Origin of the sequence: Campylobacter sp. CFSAN093259, from assembly GCF_012889985.1 — a bacterium.
Lineage (GTDB): Bacteria > Campylobacterota > Campylobacteria > Campylobacterales > Campylobacteraceae > Campylobacter_D > Campylobacter_D jejuni.
In genome coordinates this window covers 884,151-905,140 of sequence record NZ_CP040617.1, presented here as the reverse complement: position 1 = coordinate 905,140, position 20,990 = coordinate 884,151, and the positions used below count along the sequence as shown (strand labels likewise).

General features: G+C 29.9%; 26 protein-coding genes. 15 read left to right on the top strand and 11 right to left on the bottom strand.

Annotation, left to right across the window (positions count from 1 at the left end; translation table 11 throughout):
* Position 1: 1 nt before the first annotated feature.
* From ychF to rpiB, 6 genes are read right to left on the bottom strand one after another with little or no spacing between them, the layout of a single operon-like run.
* Entirely contained in the window at positions 2–1,105 is a 1,104-nt protein-coding gene (gene ychF / locus FBF20_RS04800) for a redox-regulated ATPase YchF (RefSeq protein ID WP_002853275.1), read from the bottom strand.
* Positions 1,102–2,553 (bottom strand): leucyl aminopeptidase, encoded by a 1,452-nt coding sequence (locus FBF20_RS04795; protein ID WP_002868120.1) that lies wholly within the window; start codon positions 2,551–2,553, stop codon positions 1,102–1,104. The genes ychF and FBF20_RS04795 overlap by 4 nt, the downstream gene beginning before the upstream one ends.
* Entirely contained in the window at positions 2,550–3,146 is a 597-nt protein-coding gene (locus tag FBF20_RS04790; protein WP_002854047.1) for a DedA family protein, read from the bottom strand. The genes FBF20_RS04795 and FBF20_RS04790 overlap by 4 nt, the downstream gene beginning before the upstream one ends.
* Positions 3,147–3,164: 18 nt before the next feature.
* On the bottom strand, positions 3,165–3,713 hold the full coding sequence (gene apt, locus FBF20_RS04785; protein ID WP_002859569.1) for an adenine phosphoribosyltransferase: 549 nt from the start codon (positions 3,711–3,713) through the stop codon (positions 3,165–3,167).
* On the bottom strand, positions 3,710–4,042 hold the full coding sequence (locus tag FBF20_RS04780) for a membrane protein (protein ID WP_002853247.1): 333 nt from the start codon (positions 4,040–4,042) through the stop codon (positions 3,710–3,712). Before FBF20_RS04780 ends, apt begins: the two co-directional genes overlap by 4 nt.
* Complete coding sequence (gene rpiB / locus FBF20_RS04775; RefSeq protein WP_002853308.1) at positions 4,042–4,479, bottom strand: ribose 5-phosphate isomerase B; 438 nt, start codon at positions 4,477–4,479, stop codon at positions 4,042–4,044. Before rpiB ends, FBF20_RS04780 begins: the two co-directional genes overlap by 1 nt.
* A gap of 165 nt (positions 4,480–4,644) precedes the next feature.
* On the opposite strand from rpiB, the gene FBF20_RS04770 reads away from it, so the two are divergent.
* From FBF20_RS04770 to kcuS, 9 genes are all read left to right on the top strand, one after another.
* Positions 4,645–5,199 (top strand): chemotaxis protein CheB, encoded by a 555-nt coding sequence (locus FBF20_RS04770; protein WP_002853263.1) that lies wholly within the window; start codon positions 4,645–4,647, stop codon positions 5,197–5,199.
* A gap of 15 nt (positions 5,200–5,214) precedes the next feature.
* A complete protein-coding gene (locus FBF20_RS04765) occupies positions 5,215–6,003 on the top strand; it encodes a CheR family methyltransferase (protein ID WP_002853285.1) in 789 nt (262 codons plus the stop codon).
* Positions 6,004–6,138: 135 nt separating this feature from the next.
* A complete protein-coding gene (locus FBF20_RS04760; RefSeq protein WP_002853259.1) occupies positions 6,139–6,867 on the top strand; it encodes an amino acid ABC transporter ATP-binding protein in 729 nt (242 codons plus the stop codon).
* Positions 6,868–6,888: 21 nt separating this feature from the next.
* Positions 6,889–7,668 carry a bifunctional adhesin/ABC transporter aspartate/glutamate-binding protein PEB1a gene (peb1A, locus tag FBF20_RS04755; protein ID WP_002853252.1) on the top strand — a complete coding sequence of 260 codons (780 nt, stop codon included), beginning with the start codon at positions 6,889–6,891 and terminating at the stop codon, positions 7,666–7,668.
* A gap of 1 nt (position 7,669) precedes the next feature.
* The gene (locus tag FBF20_RS04750) at positions 7,670–8,422 is read left to right on the top strand and encodes an amino acid ABC transporter permease (protein WP_002853332.1); all 753 of its coding nucleotides are present in this window, start codon (positions 7,670–7,672) and stop codon (positions 8,420–8,422) included.
* A 10-nt stretch (positions 8,423–8,432) separates the two neighbouring features.
* A complete protein-coding gene (locus tag FBF20_RS04745; RefSeq protein WP_002853290.1) occupies positions 8,433–9,092 on the top strand; it encodes an amino acid ABC transporter permease in 660 nt (219 codons plus the stop codon).
* A gap of 107 nt (positions 9,093–9,199) precedes the next feature.
* Entirely contained in the window at positions 9,200–10,129 is a 930-nt protein-coding gene (locus FBF20_RS04740; protein ID WP_002853293.1) for a ribose-phosphate pyrophosphokinase, read from the top strand.
* 166 nt (positions 10,130–10,295) lie between these two features.
* Positions 10,296–12,407 (top strand): carbon starvation CstA family protein, encoded by a 2,112-nt coding sequence (locus tag FBF20_RS04735; protein WP_002875462.1) that lies wholly within the window; start codon positions 10,296–10,298, stop codon positions 12,405–12,407.
* Positions 12,388–12,585 (top strand): KCU-star family selenoprotein, encoded by a 198-nt coding sequence (kcuS, locus tag FBF20_RS04730; RefSeq protein ID WP_002867452.1) that lies wholly within the window; start codon positions 12,388–12,390, stop codon positions 12,583–12,585. Before FBF20_RS04735 ends, kcuS begins: the two co-directional genes overlap by 20 nt.
* 39 nt (positions 12,586–12,624) lie before the next feature.
* Here kcuS and FBF20_RS04725 read toward each other — a convergent pair whose 3' ends face one another.
* Positions 12,625–13,038: an acyl-CoA thioesterase gene (locus FBF20_RS04725; RefSeq protein WP_002853544.1), complete on the bottom strand. Its 414-nt coding sequence runs from the start codon at positions 13,036–13,038 to the stop codon at positions 12,625–12,627.
* A 61-nt stretch (positions 13,039–13,099) separates the two neighbouring features.
* On the opposite strand from FBF20_RS04725, the gene ciaB reads away from it, so the two are divergent.
* The 3 genes from ciaB to cysM all read left to right on the top strand — a co-directional run bounded on the left by ciaB (position 13,100) and on the right by cysM (position 16,356).
* Positions 13,100–14,932 (top strand): invasion protein CiaB, encoded by a 1,833-nt coding sequence (gene ciaB / locus FBF20_RS04720; protein WP_002889606.1) that lies wholly within the window; start codon positions 13,100–13,102, stop codon positions 14,930–14,932.
* A 101-nt stretch (positions 14,933–15,033) separates the two neighbouring features.
* Positions 15,034–15,330 carry an HU family DNA-binding protein gene (locus FBF20_RS04715; RefSeq protein WP_002859562.1) on the top strand — a complete coding sequence of 99 codons (297 nt, stop codon included), beginning with the start codon at positions 15,034–15,036 and terminating at the stop codon, positions 15,328–15,330.
* Positions 15,331–15,456: 126 nt separating this feature from the next.
* Positions 15,457–16,356 (top strand): cysteine synthase B, encoded by a 900-nt coding sequence (cysM, locus tag FBF20_RS04710; RefSeq protein ID WP_002858759.1) that lies wholly within the window; start codon positions 15,457–15,459, stop codon positions 16,354–16,356.
* A 6-nt stretch (positions 16,357–16,362) separates the two neighbouring features.
* Here the strand turns inward: cysM and FBF20_RS04705 are convergent, their stop codons facing one another.
* From FBF20_RS04705 to FBF20_RS04690, 4 genes are all read right to left on the bottom strand, one after another.
* Positions 16,363–16,923, bottom strand: coding sequence for an SCO family protein (locus FBF20_RS04705; protein ID WP_002852563.1), 561 nt, complete (start codon positions 16,921–16,923; stop codon positions 16,363–16,365).
* Positions 16,920–17,372 (bottom strand): hypothetical protein, encoded by a 453-nt coding sequence (locus FBF20_RS04700; RefSeq protein WP_002852445.1) that lies wholly within the window; start codon positions 17,370–17,372, stop codon positions 16,920–16,922. The genes FBF20_RS04705 and FBF20_RS04700 overlap by 4 nt, the downstream gene beginning before the upstream one ends.
* A 3-nt stretch (positions 17,373–17,375) precedes the next feature.
* Positions 17,376–17,795: a copper chaperone PCu(A)C gene (locus FBF20_RS04695; RefSeq protein ID WP_002852580.1), complete on the bottom strand. Its 420-nt coding sequence runs from the start codon at positions 17,793–17,795 to the stop codon at positions 17,376–17,378.
* Between the two features lie 85 nt (positions 17,796–17,880).
* Positions 17,881–18,351: a hypothetical protein gene (locus FBF20_RS04690; protein ID WP_002852438.1), complete on the bottom strand. Its 471-nt coding sequence runs from the start codon at positions 18,349–18,351 to the stop codon at positions 17,881–17,883.
* 155 nt (positions 18,352–18,506) lie between these two features.
* Here FBF20_RS04690 and FBF20_RS04685 point away from each other — a divergent pair, with 155 nt between their 5' ends.
* The 3 genes from FBF20_RS04685 to FBF20_RS04675 are packed head-to-tail and all read left to right on the top strand — an operon-like array spanning position 18,507 to position 20,941.
* Positions 18,507–19,484, top strand: a complete 978-nt coding sequence (locus tag FBF20_RS04685; protein ID WP_002852494.1) for a murein L,D-transpeptidase family protein — start codon at positions 18,507–18,509, stop codon at positions 19,482–19,484.
* Positions 19,485–20,471, top strand: coding sequence for an alanine racemase (locus FBF20_RS04680; RefSeq protein ID WP_002889609.1), 987 nt, complete (start codon positions 19,485–19,487; stop codon positions 20,469–20,471).
* A 2-nt stretch (positions 20,472–20,473) separates the two neighbouring features.
* Positions 20,474–20,941, top strand: a complete 468-nt coding sequence (locus FBF20_RS04675; protein WP_002859556.1) for a tRNA (cytidine(34)-2'-O)-methyltransferase — start codon at positions 20,474–20,476, stop codon at positions 20,939–20,941.
* Positions 20,942–20,990 lie beyond the last annotated feature (49 nt).

The following is a 20,990-nucleotide window of genomic DNA, read 5'->3' as shown; positions in this document are numbered from 1 at the left end:
CCTAAACATTGAATCTAAAATGCATTACATCGCCATCTAAAACGATATAGTCTTTTCCTTCAAGGCGTAGCTTTCCTGCTTCTTTGGCGCCATTTTCGCCTTTGTATTGGATATAATCTTCATAGGAAATAACTTCAGCTTTTATAAAGCCTTTTTCAAAGTCATTGTGAATTACACTTGCTGCTTTTGGTGCTTTCCAGCCTTTTTTGATTGTCCAAGAACGCACTTCAACTACACCAGCGGTAAAATAACTGATCAGTCCAAGCTTAGCAAAAGCAGTGCGTATGATTTGATCAAGACCGCTTTCGTTAACTCCTAGAGAACTTAAAAATTCATGACTTTCTTCATCGCTTAATCCTACTAATTCTTCTTCGATTTTTGCACAAAGCTTGATAACTTCATGATCATTTTTTTTAGCATATTCTTTTAAAGCTTTTACATAATCATTATCTTCACTAATACCATTTTCATCAACATTTGCACCATAAATCACTTCTTTAGCAGAAAGCAGTCTTAATTCTTTGATTAAGGCTTGATAAATTTCACTTTCTTTTTCAGGGTAAGAACTTGCAGCTAAGCCTTTGTTTAAATGATCAAGTAAGGAATTTGCAAGTTCGAGACTTTCTTTAGCACCCTTTTGATTGGCTTTGGCTTCTTTGGTGAGTTTTTCTATTTTTTTACTCAGTTGTTCAATATCTGCTAAAATAAGCTCTGTATTGATAATTTCTACATCACGTAAAGGATCAACTCCACCTTCAACATGGGTAATATTTTCTTCATCAAAACAACGTACTATATGCAAAATAACCTCAGTTTCACGTATATTTGAAAGAAATTTATTTCCCAAGCCTTCGCCTTTACTTGCGCCTTTAACAAGTCCAGCGATATCTACAAATTCTATTAAAGAATGCATAATTCTTTCAGGTTTTACTATTTTAGCAAGTTCATTAAGTCTTAAATCAGGAACTTCAACCATGGCTTTATTAGGCTCTATGGTGCAGAAAGGATAGTTTGCACTTTGGGCATTTTGTGCTTTAGTTAAAGCATTAAAAGTTGTTGATTTGCCAACATTTGGAAGTCCTACTATACCTACGCTTAAACTCATTTAGCTTTCCTTAAAATTTGAATTAAATAATTAACACACATTCTAACTCCAGCTCCACCTGCGCCAAAACTAGAATATCCCCAAGATTTTTCTGTATAAGCAGGTCCTGCTATGTCAAGATGTAGCCATTTATCTTTATATTCTTTACGAATAAATTTATCTAAAAATAACCCTGCGGTAATTGCACCTCCGTAGCGACTAGAGGCAGTATTACTAACATCGGCAATATTTGATTTTATAAGTTCTCTTAAGTGAGGGTTGAAATGTAAGATTGTGGTATATTCTCCGCTTTTTTTAGAGCTTAGATAAAAATCATTTTGCAATTCCTCATTATTTCCCATAATAGCACTTGTAAATTCTCCAAGTCCTACAACACAAGCTCCAGTAAGAGTTGCCATATCGATAAGTAAATCAGGTTTTAAATCCTGTGCAAAAGAAAGACAATCAGCTAAAACCAAGCGTCCTTCTGCATCTGTATTTCTTACCTCTATGCTTACACCTTCACGACTGATTAACACATCATCAGGCTTATAAGCATTGCCGCCTATCATATTTTCAGTTGCGCCCAAAATGCAATGCACTTCTAAATCTAAAGCAAGTTCAGCTACGGCTTTTATGATTCCCATTACTGCTGCTGCACCGCTTTTATCAGCTTTCATTGTAAGCATAAAATCAGCTGGTTTTAAGCTTAATCCACCGCTATCGTAAGTTAAGCCTTTTCCAACAAATACAACACGTTTTTTTGCATTTTTGGCTTTATAGCTTAGATGAATGAGGCGTGGTGGGTGTATCGAGGCGCGATTTACCGCTAAAAAGGCATTCATTTTTTCTTTGGCTAAGAATTTTTCATCATAAATTTTACAAATAATGTTTTTATTTTCTTTAGCTAAATTTTGCGCATCTTCTGCCATTTTTAAAGGGGTGTAAATTTCAGGAATTTCATTGACTATATTTTTAGTAAAATTTGTAGCATTAGCTAAAATTTCTCCACGCTCTAAACCTATCTTAGCTTCATCTTTATTAAATTTCTTACCATTTAATTCTTCGCTTGAAATAATAAATTTTTCCAAAGTACTTGTTTTTTTCTCGCTTTTATATTTGTCAAATTTATAAGCTCCAAAAAGTACGCCTTCAACTAAAGATGCAAAACTTCTAACTACACAATCTCCTATTATGCTAGGAAGTTTTACGCTTTTAATATTAAGTTTCTCAAGAGTTTTATATGCTGTGCAAAGACTTAATCTTATATCCTCATAAGCAAGACTTTTAAGCTCTAAATAAAGCTTTTTATTGTTTAAGTCTAATAATACACCTTCGCCTTTGTAATTATTAAGTTTAAAAAAATCTTTTTCTTTGTTAAAAATTTTTAAATTTTTATCCTGTATAAAAACAAGTTCAAAGTCTGCTTTTATAGCATCTAGTTTTTTATCGTTTAATTCAAATTTCATGATTTTTTCCTTTTATCTTTAAGTATAGCTTTTTCCATTTGTTTAAAACCAAATAATAAAAGGGATAAAAAAGCTATAATAATAATGGCTGCATAATACCAATGTTCTTCAGCCCAAGTCACCATCTTCCAAATTTGTTCTCCAAAATACCAAGCTAAAAGTATAGTGATTGATGCCCAAACCCAAGCACTAAAAAGATTGATAATAGCAAATTTTTTTGCACTATAACGCGTGATTCCTATACTCATAGGTATAATGGTTCTAAAACCATACATATAGCGTTGTATAAAAATAATAGGCCAACCAAAACGTTGTAAAAGTAGGTGTGCTACTGCAAATTTACGCCTTTGAGTTTTTAATTTTTTTTGTATGTAGCGTTTATTATATCTTCCTATATAGAAATAAATTTGATCACCTACAAAACCACCAAGTCCTGCTATAAATATAACAAAACCTAAATTTACATGTCCTTGATGAGCAAAAATACCTGCTAAAATTAAAGCTAACTCTCCTTCTAAAATGCACCATAAAAAAATAATAATATAAGCTAGATCTTTGTATTGGTAAAGTAAATTTTTTAAAAATTCTTCCATTTGTACCTTTCTATAGTTTTAAATTTCTAAAACACTATAAACTGAAGTAAGTTTTTCAAGTTTATTTGCTCCATTTAAATCTTTAAGATTCATTAAAAAACAAGCTTCAACACATTTAGCTCCAGCTTTTTGAATGAGTTCATATGAAGCTATAGCTGTTCCGCCAGTTGCTATTAAATCATCTACAAGTAAAACTCTTGCATTTTGAATATTTTTAAATGCATCTTTATGAAGTTCTACTTTATCGCTGCCATATTCAAGATCGTATTCGCAGCTAAAGGTTTCAAAAGGGAGTTTTCCAGGTTTTCTAATAGGCACAAAAGGAAGATTAAGTTTTGCACAAATCATAGATGCAAAGATAAATCCTCTGCTTTCTGTTCCTGCTATGAAGTCTAGATTGTAATCTTTGTAGCGTTCTTTTAAATGTCTAAGTAGAAAATTTAAAGCTTCTTTGTTATTTAGTAGAGTGGTGATATCTCTAAAAATAATTCCTTTTTTTGGAAAATCAGGAATAATCCTAATGCTATCAAGCAGATATTTTTTTTCTTCTTGTGTTAGTTTTATCATAATAATGCCTCGATTTTTGCTTCTAATTCTTTAATTCTTTGTCTTAGTTTGTCATTTTCCAAGCGATATTGAGAATTTCTGGTTCTTAAAGATGTAAGGTCTGCTTTGATTTTATTAAGTTCTTCTGTGAGTATATCTATATTTCCAAGACTTCTTTGAAGTTGAATTTGTAGTTTTCTAATGACAATCTCAGTATCATCAAGATTGTTTTTGATAAAATCTTTTGATGTTTTTTCTTTATTAAGTAGAGTTTTATAGTAAAACAACATTACAATAAGATAGATAGTTGCACAAATCAATATAGTTAAAACAAGCCAGTTTGTAAACATTATATTTTTACCTCAATTTTTTGAATTCTTTGCATATGTCTCCCTTCTTCAAAAGGAGTTTGAATGAATTTTTCTATAATATCTATAGCTAATTCAACCCCAATTAATCTTCCGCCTAATGCCAAAACATTGGCATCATTATGCCTTCTTGCAAGTTCTGCACTTAAGCTTTCGTGGCATAATGCACAACGAATGTTTTTATGACGATTTGCTGCAATAGAAATTCCAATTCCACTTCCACAAATAAGAATGCCAAAGCTCCGTTTGTTTATTTTTTCGGCAAGTAAATGCGCATAATCAGGATAATCGCAGCTTGCGCAAGTGTTTGTTCCTAAATCGTTAAAAATTATATTTTTTTCTTTTAAAAATACGCAAATTTTTTCTTTTAATTCAAAACCAGCATGATCACTAGCAATATAAATTTTTTCCCTAAGCATTGGTTTCCTAATTACTATATAAAATAAGATAAAAACCTAATCTTATCATATTAAATCATAAAAACAGCTTTTCTTTGTTTTAAAAATAAGCTTTATTTTTCTTTATATATGTTAGAATCATGTGACAAGAAAAATAAAATTTCAATAAATTAAGAGGAGAAGAAAGTGAAGCTCATACTCATAGGATCTTCAACAGGTGGTCCTAATCAGCTTAAATTTCTTTTAAAGGATATTGATGTAAAAAATACTTGTGTAGTTATAGCTCAGCACATGAGTGCCAGTTTTATTCCATCTTTTGTGGGGCAATTTAATAAAGAAGCTTTTAGTGAAGTGTGCTTATTGAACGATAAAGAGATATTAAGCAATAAAATTTATATTTGCCCTAAAAATACTATTTTATCTGGAAATTTAAATATTGTAGCCGCTTGGCAAGATGTGGCTTCAAGCTTTAAACCGAGTGTGGATTTACTTTTTCATTCCGCTGTTTCTTTGGCAAAAACAAATAAAATACTTGCTATTATTTTAACGGGCATGGGAGATGATGGCGCAAAAGGTTTATTTGAGCTTTATAAAACAGGAGTTAGATGTTTATGTGAGAATGAAGCAGATAGCGTCGTTTATGGTATGCCAAAAAGAGCAAAAGATATGAATCCGCATTTAAAACCTATGAGCTTAAAAGAAATTAAAAAAGAAATTGTAAATTTTATTGATCAGGATTAATAAAAGGAAAATTGCATGGAAAAAAAAATAACTCCTAGCGAATTGGAACTTAATGAATTTATAAAAATTATCAACGAAATGAGTGGTATTGATTTAACCGATAAAAAAAATATACTAGCTTTAAAGTTGAATAAATTTCTTGAAGGAACTAATACTAAAAATTTTTCCGAATTTTTGGGAAAATTAAAAAGCAATAGACAACTTAAACAAGAAACTTTAGATTTTGTAACCATAGGTGAAACTTATTTTTTAAGAGAATTGGCTCAATTGAAAGAAATAATTTATTATGCCAAAAGCTTAGAAAAGAGAGTAAATATCCTAAGCGCCCCTTGTTCAAGTGGAGAAGAAGTATATTCTTTGGCATTATTGGCTGCACAGAATTTTATTAAAGATATGTATATTTTAGGCGTTGATATTAATTCAAGTGTGATTGAAAAAGCAAAACTTGGAAAATATCAAGGAAGAACTTTACAGCGATTGAGCGAGAGTGAAAAAAGAAGGTTTTTTTTAGAAAGCGAAGATAAATTTTATACTATTAATAAAAATGAGCTTTGTACTTGTAAATTTGAACTTTGCAATGTTTTTGAAGAAAAATTTTCAAGATTGGGAAAATTTGATATTATAGCTTCTAGAAATATGATTATTTATTTTGATCATGAATCAAAACTAAAACTTATGGAGAGGTTTCATAGAATTTTAAATGATAAAGGAAGGCTTTATGTTGGCAATGCTGATTTAATTCCAGAGACTATTTATTTTAAAAAGATTTTCTCTCCAAGAGGTGTTTACTATGAAAAAGTATAAATTCTAAAAATTACTAAAAGTTACACTTTGGAAATTTATTAGTAAAAATAAGTTACATTTTGAAGTAGTTTTCTTTATTTAATGATAAAATAATTTCAATTAATTTTATATTTAGCTAAAAATAAAGGAAAAAACTTGATTGAATTAAAAAATGTAAACAAATACTACGGAACTCATCATGTTCTAAAGAATATTAATCTTTCTGTTAAAGAAGGTGAGAAGCTTGTTATTATAGGTCCAAGTGGAAGTGGAAAAAGTACAACTATCCGTTGCATGAATGGGCTTGAAGAAGTTAGTTCAGGAGAGGTCGTAGTTAACAATCTTGTTTTAAATCATAAAAATAAAATTGAAATTTGCCGAAAATATTGTGCAATGGTTTTTCAGCATTTTAATTTATATCCACATATGACGGTTTTGCAAAATTTGACCTTAGCTCCAATGAAACTTCAAAAAAAATCTAAAAAAGAAGCTGAAGAAACAGCTTTTAAGTATTTAAAAGTTGTAGGTTTGCTGGATAAAGCAAATGTTTATCCAGCAACCCTTTCAGGTGGACAACAACAACGCGTTGCTATAGCAAGATCACTTTGTACTAAAAAACCCTATATTTTATTTGATGAACCTACTTCAGCCCTTGATCCAGAAACCATACAAGAGGTTTTAGATGTAATGAAAGAAATTTCACATCAAAGCAATACTACCATGGTGGTTGTTACACACGAAATGGGTTTTGCAAAAGAAGTAGCAGATAGGATTATTTTTATGGAAGATGGTGCTATTGTGGAAGAAAATATTCCTAGTGAATTTTTCTCAAATCCAAAAACTGAAAGAGCGCGACTCTTTTTAGGGAAAATTCTTAAAAATTAACCAAAATTGAAAGGAGAAAAAATGGTTTTTAGAAAATCTTTGTTAAAGTTGGCAGTTTTTGCTCTAGGTGCTTGTGTTGCATTTAGCAATGCTAATGCAGCAGAAGGTAAACTTGAGTCTATTAAATCTAAAGGACAATTAATAGTTGGTGTTAAAAATGATGTTCCGCATTATGCTTTACTTGATCAAGCAACAGGTGAAATTAAAGGTTTCGAAGTAGATGTTGCCAAATTGCTAGCTAAAAGTATATTGGGTGATGATAAAAAAATAAAACTAGTTGCAGTTAATGCTAAAACAAGAGGCCCTTTGCTTGATAATGGTAGTGTAGATGCGGTGATAGCAACTTTTACTATTACTCCAGAGAGAAAAAGAATTTATAATTTCTCAGAGCCTTATTATCAAGATGCTATAGGGCTTTTGGTTTTAAAAGAAAAAAAATATAAATCTTTAGCTGATATGAAAGGTGCAAATATTGGAGTGGCTCAAGCTGCAACTACAAAAAAAGCTATAGGTGAAGCTGCTAAAAAAATTGGCATTGATGTTAAATTTAGTGAATTTCCTGATTATCCAAGTATAAAAGCTGCTTTAGATGCTAAAAGAGTTGATGCGTTTTCTGTAGACAAATCAATATTGTTAGGTTATGTGGATGATAAAAGTGAAATTTTGCCAGATAGTTTTGAACCACAAAGTTATGGTATTGTAACCAAAAAAGATGATCCAGCTTTTGCAAAATATGTTGATGATTTTGTAAAAGAACATAAAAATGAAATTGATGCTTTAGCGAAAAAATGGGGTTTATAATATGAATGAAAGTGTAGGTTTTGTTGAACATTTAAGACAAATTCTTACTTCTTGGGGTTTATATGATGAAAATAGTATAAGCCCTTTTGCGGTATGGAAATTTTTAGATGCTTTGGATAATAAAGATGCTTTTATTAATGGTTTTATTTATACTTTAGAAGTAAGCATTCTTGCTTTGCTTATAGCTACAATTTTTGGAACTATAGGCGGAGTTATGGCTACAAGTAGATTTAAAATTATCAGAGCCTACACTAGAATTTACGTAGAGCTTTTTCAAAATGTTCCTTTGGTAATACAAATTTTCTTTTTGTTTTATGCCTTGCCTGTTTTAGGTATAAGGCTTGATATATTTACTATTGGTGTATTGGGTGTTGGGGCGTATCACGGAGCTTATGTAAGCGAGGTGGTTAGAAGTGGAATTTTGGCTGTGCCAAGAGGTCAGTTTGAAGCTTCTGCGTCTCAAGGGTTTACTTATATTCAACAAATGCGTTATATTATAGTACCTCAAACCATTAGAATTATTTTACCACCGATGACAAATCAAATGGTAAATTTAATTAAAAATACCTCTGTATTGCTTATTGTAGGTGGAGCTGAGTTAATGCATTCTGCTGATAGTTATGCAGCTGATTATGGAAATTATGCGCCAGCTTATATATTTGCAGCGGTTTTATATTTTATAATTTGCTATCCTTTGGCTTATTTTGCAAAAGCTTATGAAAATAAATTAAAAAAAGCACATTTAACGAGATAAAGGGTTGTTAATGGAAAATGTTTTTAATGCGCAAAATATTGAATTTTTAATGCAAGGTTTATTTCTGACATTAAAAATAGCCTTGGCAACTTGTATTATTTCGATTGTTTTTGGAACTTTTTTAGCTATAACTAAAAATTATGGAGATAGATTAAGTAAATTTTTAGCAGCTTGCTATATAGATATTTTTAGAAATACTCCTTTATTGCTATGGATGCTCGCAGCTTGTTTTGTTTTGCCTGTATTTTTTGGACAATTTCCTCAAGCTTTTTGGGGTACTATAGGATTTTCACTTTATACGAGTTCGGTTATGGCTGAAATTATTAGAGGCGGATTAAATTCTATACCAAAAGGTCAGTTTGAAGCAGCTTATTCACAAGGTTTTGGTAAATTTTTTACTCTTTTTTATATTATTTTACCACAAACTTTTAGAAAAATAATACCTGCTTTATTATCTCAAATTGTAACCACTGTAAAGGATACAGCTTATTTAGCAGGTCTGGGTATAGCTGAACTTACTTATAATTCAAAAACTATATTGGCAAAACTAACAAGTTTTGAAGAAATTTTAGCGATGATAGGTGTTGTTGCGGGAATTTATTTTATAATATGTTTTTCACTTTCTATGTTGGTAAGATATTATGCCAAAAAGACAGCTTATATTTCTTAAAAAAGCTTATATTTTTATATAAGCTTTTTAAATTTACAGCAGTTTTTAACATTTTTTTTATTAAAATCTTTTGTATTAATTCATAATTTTATTGATTAAGGTTTTTTATGCGAGGTTATAAAATTTTTTCAGGCTCAGCTAATGTCGAATTTGCAAGACAAGTTTCTAAATATCTCTCCCTGCCTTTAAGTGATGCTGGAGTAAAGCGGTTTAGTGATGGAGAGATTAGCGTTCAAATTGATGAGAGTGTACGCGGAAAGGATGTTTTTATTATTCAAAGTACTTGCGCTCCTACAAACGATAATTTAATGGAACTTTTAATTCTTACAGATGCTTTGCGTCGCTCAAGTGCAAATTCAATTACGGCTATTATCCCATATTTTGGCTATGCGAGACAAGATAGAAAAGCAAATCCTAGAGTGCCAATTACTGCTAAACTTGTGGCTAATTTGATTCAAGCAGCTGGGATTGATCGCGTAGCTACGATAGATTTGCATGCAGGACAAATTCAGGGTTTTTTTGATATTCCAGTAGATAATCTTTATGGAAGTATAGTTTTTAATGATTACATTAAAGCCAAACATTTTAAAAATGCTATTATAGGAAGTCCAGATATAGGGGGTGTTGCAAGAGCTAGGAGTGTTGCAAAGCATTTAGGACTTGATATAGTTATAGTTGATAAGCGTCGTGAAAAAGCCAATGAAAGTGAAGTAATGAATATTATTGGAGATGTAAAAGATAAAGAAGTTATCTTAGTGGATGATATTATTGATACTGCTGGCACTATAGTTAAAGCCGCGGAAGCTTTAAAAGAAAAAGGTGCAAAATCTGTTATGGCTTGCTGTACTCATGCAGTTTTAAGTGGAAAAGCCTATGAGAGAATAGCAAGCGGAGTTTTAGATGAGCTTGTGGTAACAGATACTATACCTTTAAAAGAGCAATTACCAAATATTAAAGTATTAAGCGTTACACCTGTTTTTGCTGAAGTAATACGTCGTGTTTATCATAACGAAAGTGTAAATTCTCTCTTTATTTAGATTAAAAAAGCTTAAAGATTATTTTTAAGCTTTTCATTTTTATGCTACTTAAAGAAACAAAAAACATATATTTTTTTAAAAATGTGAAAAAACTAAACATCTTTCTATACAATTTAATCTATAAATCTGCTATTCTTTGAAAATATTTTATTTTCTTAGGAGAAATATGACTCAGTTAAGTACTAAAATTTTATGGTTGTTTGTTGCAGCTTTAGGCGCTATTTGTTTTGGTTATTTAGCTTTACAAAATGGCGAAAGTGTATCAGCGATTTATTTGGTGGTTGCTGCTGTATGTATTTATATGATAGGATATAGATTTTATGGGAGTTTTGTAGCTTATAAGGTTTTAGAACTTGATAAAAATCGTGCAACACCAGCACTTGTAGAAAATGATGGGCGTGATTTTGTGCCTACAAATAAAGCTGTATTATTTGGACATCATTTTGCTGCTATTGCAGGAGCAGGTCCATTAGTAGGACCTATCTTGGCCGCTCAAATGGGATATTTGCCTTCTATGCTTTGGATTTTAGTAGGAGGAGTTTTAGCGGGTGCTGTGCATGATTTTGTTGTTCTTTTTATATCTACTCGTAGAAAAGGTAGAAGTCTTGGCGAGATGATTAAGGATGAGATGGGTAAATTTACAGGTGGAGTTGCTATGGTGGCGATTTTTGGCATTATGCTTATTATTATTGCCATTTTAGCTATGGTGGTTGTAAAAGCTTTAGCAGAATCTCCATGGGGTTTATTTACTATCGCAATGACGATTCCTATAGCAATATTTATGGGAATTTATATGCGTTTTATCCGTCCAGGTAGAGTAGGGGAGGCTTCTATAATAGGTTTTGTGCTTTTAATTTTGGCTATTCATTATGGTAGCGTTATAGCTGCTGATCCTTATTGGGCTAAAATATTTACTTTAGAAGCTCCAACTTTGGCAATTGTTATGATGGCTTATGGTTTTATTGCTTCTGTTTTACCTGTGTGGTTTTTACTTGCTCCAAGAGATTATCTTTCAACTTTTTTGAAAATCGGTGTTATTGTGGTAATGGCTGTAGCTATTGTTTTGGTTGCTCCTGATTTACAAATGCCAAAAGCAAATACTCAGTATTTTGATGGAACAGGTCCAGTATTTGCAGGTGGAGTGTTTCCATTTTTATTTATTACCATTGCTTGTGGTGCGATCAGTGGTTTTCATGCTTTGATTTCTAGTGGAACTACTCCTAAAATGCTTGAAAACGAAACTCATACTTTGGCTGTTGGATATGGCTCTATGCTTGCTGAGAGTGCTGTGGCGATTATGGCTTTAATTTGTGCTTGTATTTTACATCCAGGTCTTTATTTTGCTATAAATTCAAGCTCTGCTTTGATAGGAACAGATGTTGTAAATGTAGCACAAACTATTTCAAGTTGGGGATTTAGTATTACTCCTGAAGAAATTACTACTTTAACCACAAATATAGGAGAGTATACTATACTTTCAAGAACAGGGGGAGCCCCGACTTTTGCTATAGGTGTAGCTTTGATCTTGCATGAACTTTTTGGCGGCGTGGATTTGATGGCTTTTTGGTATCATTTTGCTATATTGTTTGAAGCTTTATTTATTTTAACAGCGGTGGATGCTGGGACAAGGGCTTGTCGTTTTATGGTGCAAGATATATTGGGTAATGTTTATAAACCTTTAGGAGATATTCATAATTATCCAGCTGGACTTTTGGCTACGGCTTTAAGTGTTGCAGGTTGGGGATATTTTCTTTATCAAGGCGCCATTGATCCTAAGGGAGGAATTTATACACTTTGGCCTCTTTTTGGCGTGAGCAATCAAATGCTTGCGGGTATGGCTTTGCTTCTTGCTACAACTATACTTGTAAAAATGGGCAAGGCAAGATATACTTGGGTTACTTTAGTACCTGCGGTATTTGTCTTAGTGGCAACTCTGTATGGAGGAATTCAAAAAATTATGCCTTATGAAGAAGGCAATAAAGTAGCAAATGCGGTAAGTCATGTAGCCGCCGTTAGCATACAAAGTCAAAAAATTAAAGATTTAGAATTTAAATTAAATAATACTAAAGATGAAAAAGAAATTTCTGTAATTAAAAAAGAAATTTCAATAGCCACTCAAAGTAAAGTTGGAAATTTGCTTAATGCAATTCTTTGTGTGTTCTTTATGATAGCTACCTTGCTTGTTATAATTTCTTGTATAGGAATTTGCTTAGGTAAAATTAAAATTCCTCTTAAAGAAACTAAGTATATTAAGATTGATGAATTTCAAAAAATTTAAATATTATTATGAAAAAGCTGAAAGGTTTTTTCATCCCTTGGTGGGACTTTCTAGTTATGATAAGTATTTAGAACACATGAAACAAAAACATCCAGGAAAAATTCCAAAAACCAGAGGGGAATTTTTCAAAGAATGTCTAGATAAAAAATATAATAGTGGCGGTTTAAATAAATGCTGATAAGCTTAAAGGATAAAGTTTTATCATACAAAATAAGCTTTAAGCATTTAAAAAGCCATGAATTCTTTTAAGTTCTTCACTAATAGGCTTTTTCTTTCCATCTCTTGTAACACTTACATAAGTTACTAAAGCCGAAGTTACATTAATGCAAGAAGTACAACCTTGAGAATCCACTCTTTGAGCTGTGACTTCTACTTCAACGCTGATTGAAGTGTTGCCCACATTTACAACTTTAGAGTAACAAGAAATTATATCGCCTATAAAAACAGGTTCTTTAAAAACTACTTTATCCATAGAGATGGTTACAACGCGTTCAGGAGAAAGTTCTCTTGCTGCGATAGCTCCTGCTAAATCGATTTGTGAAAGTATCCATCCGCCAAAAATATTTCCCGCTGGATTTGTGTCACTTGGCATAGCTACAATTTTTAATTTTGGTTCTCCCATATCTCTCATTTTTACTCCTTATTTTAAAAAATGAATTATAATTAAAAAAGTTAAAAAGGAGAATAAAAGTATGAATAATTTTAAAGAAATAGCTAAATTAGTTAGAAAATACAAAGAAAGAAATAATGCGTTATATGAGTTTTTAGACAAAGAAGATGTGGGCGAGTATTTTAGATCTTTGATTTCTTTAAGCGAATTAAAACAAGATAAAACAACTATGCTAGCCATACTTAGGCGTTTGGTTGATTTAAAGGAAGAAAATTTAGTTCAAGAGTGGAAAAAAAACAACTTTAAGGAAGATAAGATTATAGAGCTAAAACATAAGTTCTATGAAGAGGTTAGAAAGTTTTATGAAAAAGAACATCAAAATTTAATTAATGAAATAAAAGAGAAAAAACTTTTAAATAATTTTTATCAGTCTTTAATACAAGGAGTGCATAATATAGGTTTAATTATGAATATTTTTGAAATTTCTTGGACTAAAGAAATTATAGAAAAAAATAATAAAATTTTATCTACTCAATTTCCAAATTTAGATGATGCAATGGAATTTTTACGTAAAAATCATTTATATCAAAAAACTCCAGAAGGAGAAATTTGTGAGCGAAGCTATGGTGTTTTAGTTAGAATAGGAAATTTATGGAAATTTGTTCCTTATGCGAGATTTTTCGAGAATGAAATTTTAAAATTAGAATTTGCTTTTGAAAATATGATTGATCAGCTTAAAATATTTGCTAGCAGCGAAGAGGAAAAAGCTTATATAGAATATTTTGAAAAATTAAAATTAGCGTTTTGTGAAAAAGATGAAGATAGGGTTATAAAAGCTTGGCAAGAAGCTGAATTTGCTTGGATGAAAGTAAAATCACCTTTACAAGTGGGACATCCTTTAGAATATTATGAAGATAATTATACTCATGCGGTGGCATTAGAATGGGATATAAGAATAGAAGATGAAAATGATTTTGATGTTTTGAAATTTGGTAATGAAATTAAGGAAAGTTTTGAACATGTTTATAAAAATATAGGACTTGAAGATTGTGAATTAGAAAAAGAAGTTTTATCTAATATAGAAAAAACTCAACTTTATATTTGCACTCCGATGATATTTTATGGTGCTGAACTTAAAGGTTTATTCTCAGCTCAAGTCGTTCCAAATGATGAGTTTGTAAGTTCTAAGGCGGGAAAAAAAATATTTGCCTTTATAAATTTTGTATATGAAAATGCTAAAACAAAGCCTTTTATGAAAATTTCTAGCGAGGTTTTTGATAAAGAATTTTTGGATTTTGGAAGAAATATTTTATTTTATCAGGAAAAAATTTGGAAAAGGGTTTATGAAGTATCAACTATAGGCCATGAATTTGGTCATATATTTTTTATTGCTAATGATACCGAAAAAACAATGAATCAGAGTGGTTTTTTTAAAAATATAGAAGAATATAAAGCTACTACAGGTGGACTTATAAATTTCTTTTATCATGAACAAGATGACTTGATAATGCCTGTTTTTCATGAACTTATAAAAAGAGCTATTGGACTTATTTCTTGGCAAAGGGTTGATGAAGTTAGACCTTATTATACGGAAGGACTTATTCATCTTAGCTTGCTTTTTGAAAGCGAAGTATTGATTTTTGAAAATAATAATTTGAAGATAAATTTTGATTTAGGGTATTATGAAAAATTTAAAGAGCTAACTTTAAAAAATTATCATGAATTGGCAAAACACTATGCTTTAAGACTTGATGCAAAAGAGTTTTTAAGTAGATTTTGTGAAATTGAAGATAATATTTTTCTTCCTATTATGCCTAAGTGTAAAGAATTTGTTAAATTTTATTATGATTTATACGAGAAAATTGGTAATGAAATTGATAATAGTGGAGAATTTGAAAGATATAAGAAAAAATAATAAAGTTTTTTGAAAAAAACTTAAAAAAAGCTGTTTTTTACTTGATATTGTTTTTTAAATATGCTAAAATTAGGCGTTTCAATTAAAACAAAGGAGCTTTTATGACTAAAGCAGATTTCATTTCATTAGTTGCTCAAACAGCTGGGCTAACAAAAAAAGACGCTACTACTGCTACTGATGCAGTTATTTCTACTATTACTGATGTTTTAGCTAAAGGTGATAGCATCAGTTTTATTGGTTTTGGTACTTTTTCAACTCAAGAAAGAGCTGCTAGAGAAGCTAGAGTACCAAGCACAGGAAAAACAATCAAAGTTCCTGCTACAAGAGTTGCAAAATTTAAGGTAGGTAAAAACCTTAAAGAAGCTGTTGCAAAAGCAAGCGGCAAAAAGAAAAAATAAAACTTCGGCTAGATAAATTCTAGCCTTCTTTCTTAATTAATTCAGATATTTTGTATCTTTTATTTACTTTATTTTTTTAAACTTTTATAAAACTATCATTATTAAACAAAAAAGGATATTAAAATTATGAAAGTACATGAAAAAGTAAGTGAGCTTATAGGAAATACTCCTATTATACATTTGAAAAAATTTGGTATCAATGTTTTTGCTAAATGTGAATTTTTAAATCCTAGTCATTCTATAAAAGATAGAGCAGCTTTTGAAATGATTAAAGATGCTTTAGATAGTAAAAAAATTAATCAAGATACTACAATAGTTGAAGCAACTAGTGGAAATACTGGAATTTCTTTGGCTATGATTTGTGCAGATTTGGGACTTAAATTTATTGCTGTAATGCCCGAATCTATGAGTTTAGAAAGAAGAAAAATGATAACACTCTTTGGCGCTAGGTTAGAATTAACTCCTGCAAATTTAGGAATGAAAGGAGCGGTTGATAAAGCAAATGAAATATTATTAAATACTCCAAATTCTTTTATGGTTTCTCAATTTGAAAATATTTCAAATAAAAATGCGCATCGTAAGAATACGGCTTTAGAAATTTTAAGAGATTTGGATAATGAACTTGATATTTTTGTAGCTGGTTTTGGAACTGGCGGTACTATTAGTGGAGTTGGGGAAATACTAAAAGAAAAATTAGAAAAAGTGCATATTGTTGGAGTCGAGCCTCTAAATTCTCCATTGCTTAGCAAAGGTGAAGCGGGAAGCCATAAAATACAAGGAATAGGGGCGAATTTTATACCTGCTATTTTAAATAAAGAAGTTATAGATGAAGTGATCACAGTAAGTAATGAAGATGCTATAAATACAGCCAAAGAACTTGCCAAAAGTGGTTTAATGGTAGGTATATCAAGTGGAGCAAATGTATTTGCCGCAAGTATGCTAGCAAAGAAATTTCCAGATAAAAGAATTTTAACTATGCTAAACGATACGGCTGAAAGATACCTCTCAACCGATCTTTTTGCTTAAGTATAATTATTGAGAATTTAGAAAAATTCTAAGTTCTCTTAAAATTTCTTGTGGATTTAAATCGTTAATTTCTTTATAAAAATGACCTTTTTCATCAATAAGATAAAGCATATTGCTATGTGCTATAGAATAACCCATAAAAGAATCATTTAGATCTATTTTTTGATATTGAACATTATATTGTTTTGTTATTTTTTGAAGAGTTTTTTCATCTTTTGCAATTAAGGCATCTGCTTTTGGGTAAAAGTATCGTAACCATTCGTTTGTATTGCTTAAGTTATTATCTCTATTTGGATCTAAAGAAATAAAAAGAAGGTGAGCCTTAGGATTATTGATTTGCTTTAAGGCTTTGCCTACTAAACTAAGAGTTGCCGGACAAACATCAGGGCAATAAGTATATCCAAAATAGATAATAAGCTTATCTCCTTTAAAATCTTTTAGGGTGGTTTCCTCTTTTAAGTCTGATTTTAAGATAAAATCATAAGAATTTTGATGATTTTTAATAAAAAATATTACACCTAAAATAATGGCAACTATAACTATAAACAAAATAATATTTTTTTTCATTTTTTTAGCTCAAAATCAAAATAAAACCCTATGGGTTTATTATTATCCATAAATTCTACCCTGAAACGCATAGTATCTAAAACGCAAGCAGCAAGAACTATTTTACTTTCATAGTCTGTTGAATTTAATCGATGTATTTTAGGTTTAATTTCGCCCATATACATATTTAATCCATAAATTTTAATTCCTAAGTTGTTATAATTTCCTAGATTTACAATCTTTAGATTTGTAACATCTAAAGATTGTAAGGGTTTGGGATTTAGGGAAATTAAGACTTTTTTATTGTTAAAACTATATGTGCAGTCTTTAACATTAAGATCGCAAGTCAATGGGGTAGAAAAATCAGTTTTTGTTATTTTTTGAGAATCTTTTATTACATAAAAATCAAAAATAATATATAAAATAGCAATAACAAAAGCAAAAGCTAGGATAAAAATAATTTTTCTCATTAATTAAAATTCTTTAGAATCAATATTTTTTAACTCTATGGTTTTGTGATTATTAAATTTTAAATCTAAATTTACCTTCGTGTCTTTAATAATAGGTTTTTTTAGTTTTAAAAGCATTATATGGTAACCTCCAGATTTAAGCTCTGTGCTTGAATGAGCTTTTATAATAATTTCAGGAATTTTTTGCATCATCATTTTTCCATCTTTATGTATATGTGTATGCAGTTCACTGACTTCACTGATATCGCTTTTGGCACTTATTAGAGCAATATCCTTATTAGTATTATTAAAAATAGTAAGAAAAATAGCACTATTTTGCGCATGAGGTGGAGTTTGTTTTACAAAGGCATTTTTTACCTCTATATCATTAACAGCCCAAAGATTTACAGCAAAAAGAGCACCTAAGAGAAGAATTTTTTTCATATTGTATCCTTATTTTTATAATATTAAATATTTGTTCATTATATCAAAAAATATTTTTATTTGAATATAAAATTTTGAAAATTTTTCAATGTGTGTTACCTGTTTGAAAATTTTTTTGCATAGTAACATCAAAATCAAAGAAAAAACCAGTTGGAGCATTATTGTTTAAAAATTCAACCCTAAATCTAGAATCATCGGTAATGCTTCTACCTATAAAATTTATAAGAATATCACCATTAACTATATTAAATTTAGGAATGATATCGCCTATATAGGAATTTAAACTATAAATTTTAATCTTTAAATTAGAATAATGAGGAAAATTCTTAATTTTTATAGTAGTTTTATTGAAAATTTTTATAGGTTTTGGGTAGGCTGAAACTTCAATATTTTTTTTATTAAAAGAAAAAACACAATCTTGTAAATTTAAGTCACAAGTTAGAGGTTGGCATGTATTTAAGCTAAATATACTTTCTTTCTTTTTATCATATAATGTATAAAAAGCTAAAAACAAAATGCCTAAAAAAGACATTCCTATAAAAAAATTTCTTATCATTATAGACAACCTTTTAAAACAAGCCTTTATGATTTGTAAAAATTATATCATAAATAAGGCTGCATTGTTAATATAATTAATATTTTTTAAGAAAAAAAATATTATAATCACAAACATTTTTGACTTAAAAAATTTGAAATACCTAAGGAAAAACATTGTTAAAACGACTTGCTTTATTAATTGCACTTTCTTCATTGATGTTGCATGCCTCAGATCTTGTTAAAATTTATCTTAATCAAGGATTAGATGCTGTTGGTGTAGCGATTGAAAAAGAATTAACTCAAAAGGATTTTTGGTTAAGTGAAATAGGAGATAAAAATATTTCACTTGGATACTATGATGATAATGTTGCTATCGTGCTTACAAATAAAACAGATAAAATTCTCCGTGTTTATTCTTACGAGGACGGAAAAATAAGAAAAGATTTTGAACAAAAAGAAATAATAACTGGATTAATGGGTGATAAAAAAATAGAAGGAGATTTGAAAACTCCAGTAGGTTTTTATGAGTTAGGCCGTAAGTTTAATCCAGGTGATCCTTATTATGGTCCCTTTGCTTTTGCCACAACTTATCCAAATTTACTTGATAAAGTACAAGGAAAAACAGGTGGTGGTATTTGGATCCATGGCTATCCTTTAGATGGTTCTAGACTTGATGAATTTAAAACAAGAGGGTGTATTGCTTTATTTAATAATAATTTGGAGAAATTTGCAAAAGTTGTGCAAGATAAAAAAGTTTTTGTTATGACAGAAGAAAAAGAAAAAATTAGAGCTAAAAAGGATCAAATCGCTAGTTTATTGGCTGATCTTTTTACATGGAAACTAGCTTGGACAAATAGTGACACTAATGCCTATTTAAGTTTTTATGATGAGCAAGAATTTAAACGTTTTGATAAAATGAAATTTGAACAGTTTGCTTCCATGAAAAAATCTATTTTTTCTCGTAAAGAAGATAAAAAGATTAAATTTTCAGATATTAATATCAGCCCTTATCCGAATTTAGAAAATGAAACTATGTATAGAATTTCATTTTATGAGGATTATTACACTAAAAACTATCGGTTTAGAGGCGATAAAATTTTATACGTTAAGATAGATAGTAAAGGTAAAATGAAAATTTTAGCAGAGCAATAAATGTCTTTAATAAAAATTGATCAAAAAGCTTATGAATACAATTTAAGACATATTGCTAAAAAAATAGGGAGTTTTCAAAGATTAATTTGTGTTTTTAAAGATAATGCATATGGACATGGAGCTAAGCTTTTAGCTCCATTAGCCAAAAATTTAGGAGTTTCTTTTGTTGCTGTTAAGAGTGAAGAAGAAGCTCGAGAAATCGAAGAATTTTTTGAGAATATATTAATACTATCACATCGTCCTCATGGTAATGAAAATTCTCGATTTATTTATGCTTTAAATGACATTTCTCAAGTAAAAAATTACAAGCAAGATATAAAAATACATCTAAAAATAGATACAGGCATGCATCGCAATGGAATTTGTGTAGAAAATTTAGAGCATGCTATAAATCTTATTCAAGGTAGTGATTTAAAACTTACTGGAATGTTTACACATTTTGCTAGTGCAGATGAAATGGATGGAAGTTTTTTTGTTCAAAAAGAAAATTTTCAAAAAGCTAAAAAGATAGTAAAAAAATATTTTTCAAATTTATTATTTCATTCGTATAATTCTGCAGCATTATTTAGAGGGAAAATTCCTGAAGATGAATATTGTAGAGTTGGGCTTGTTCAATTTGGATATGGGGATTCAAATTTAAAAAGAGTTTTAAGTTTGTATGCTCATAGATTAAGTCAAAGGATTTTACAAAAAGGACAGAGCATAGGATATGGAGGCATTTTTACTGCTGCAAAGGATATGGAAGTAGCAACTTATGATTTGGGTTATGCTGATGGTCTTTTTCGCTACAATGGAAGGGGGGAGTTAGTGCTTGGAAATGGAAAAACAATGCTTGGAAAGATGTCAATGGATAGTTTTTCTTGTGAAAATTCTGGCGAAGAAATTTGCGTGTTTAAAGATGCTGATATTTGGGCTGATTTTTTTCATACTATTAACTATGAAATTTTAGTAAAATTAAATCCTAATATTCAAAGAGTTCTAGTATAAATATGTTTAATATAGTTTTAGTTCACCCTAGAATACCGCAAAATACAGGTAGTATAGGTAGAATGTGCTTTAATGCTGGTTTTAAACTTCATATTGTTAAACCAACTGTTTTTGATATTTCACAAAAGGCTGTTAGAAGGGCAGGACTTGATTACTGGGATAAATTAGAGCCTATTATTTGGGAGAATCTTGAAGAATTTTTGAATGAAAATATGATTTATAAAAATCGCTTTTTTTTCGCAACAACTAAGAGTCAAAAAGCTTATTTTGATGCAGAATTTCAAAAAAATGATTTCTTATTCTTTGGAAGTGAGAGTTATGGTTTGCCTATGGAATTAATGCAATTAAATTGGGAAAATGCTATAACTATACCTATGAAATCTTATGGAAGAAGTTTAAATTTAGCCACAAGCGTTGGTATAATCTCTTATGAAGCTTTAAGACAAAATTTTAGAAATTTTGCTTCTTAAAAGTTTTAAATTTACACAATAGCTTAAAACAAATAAAATCATAAAGTCC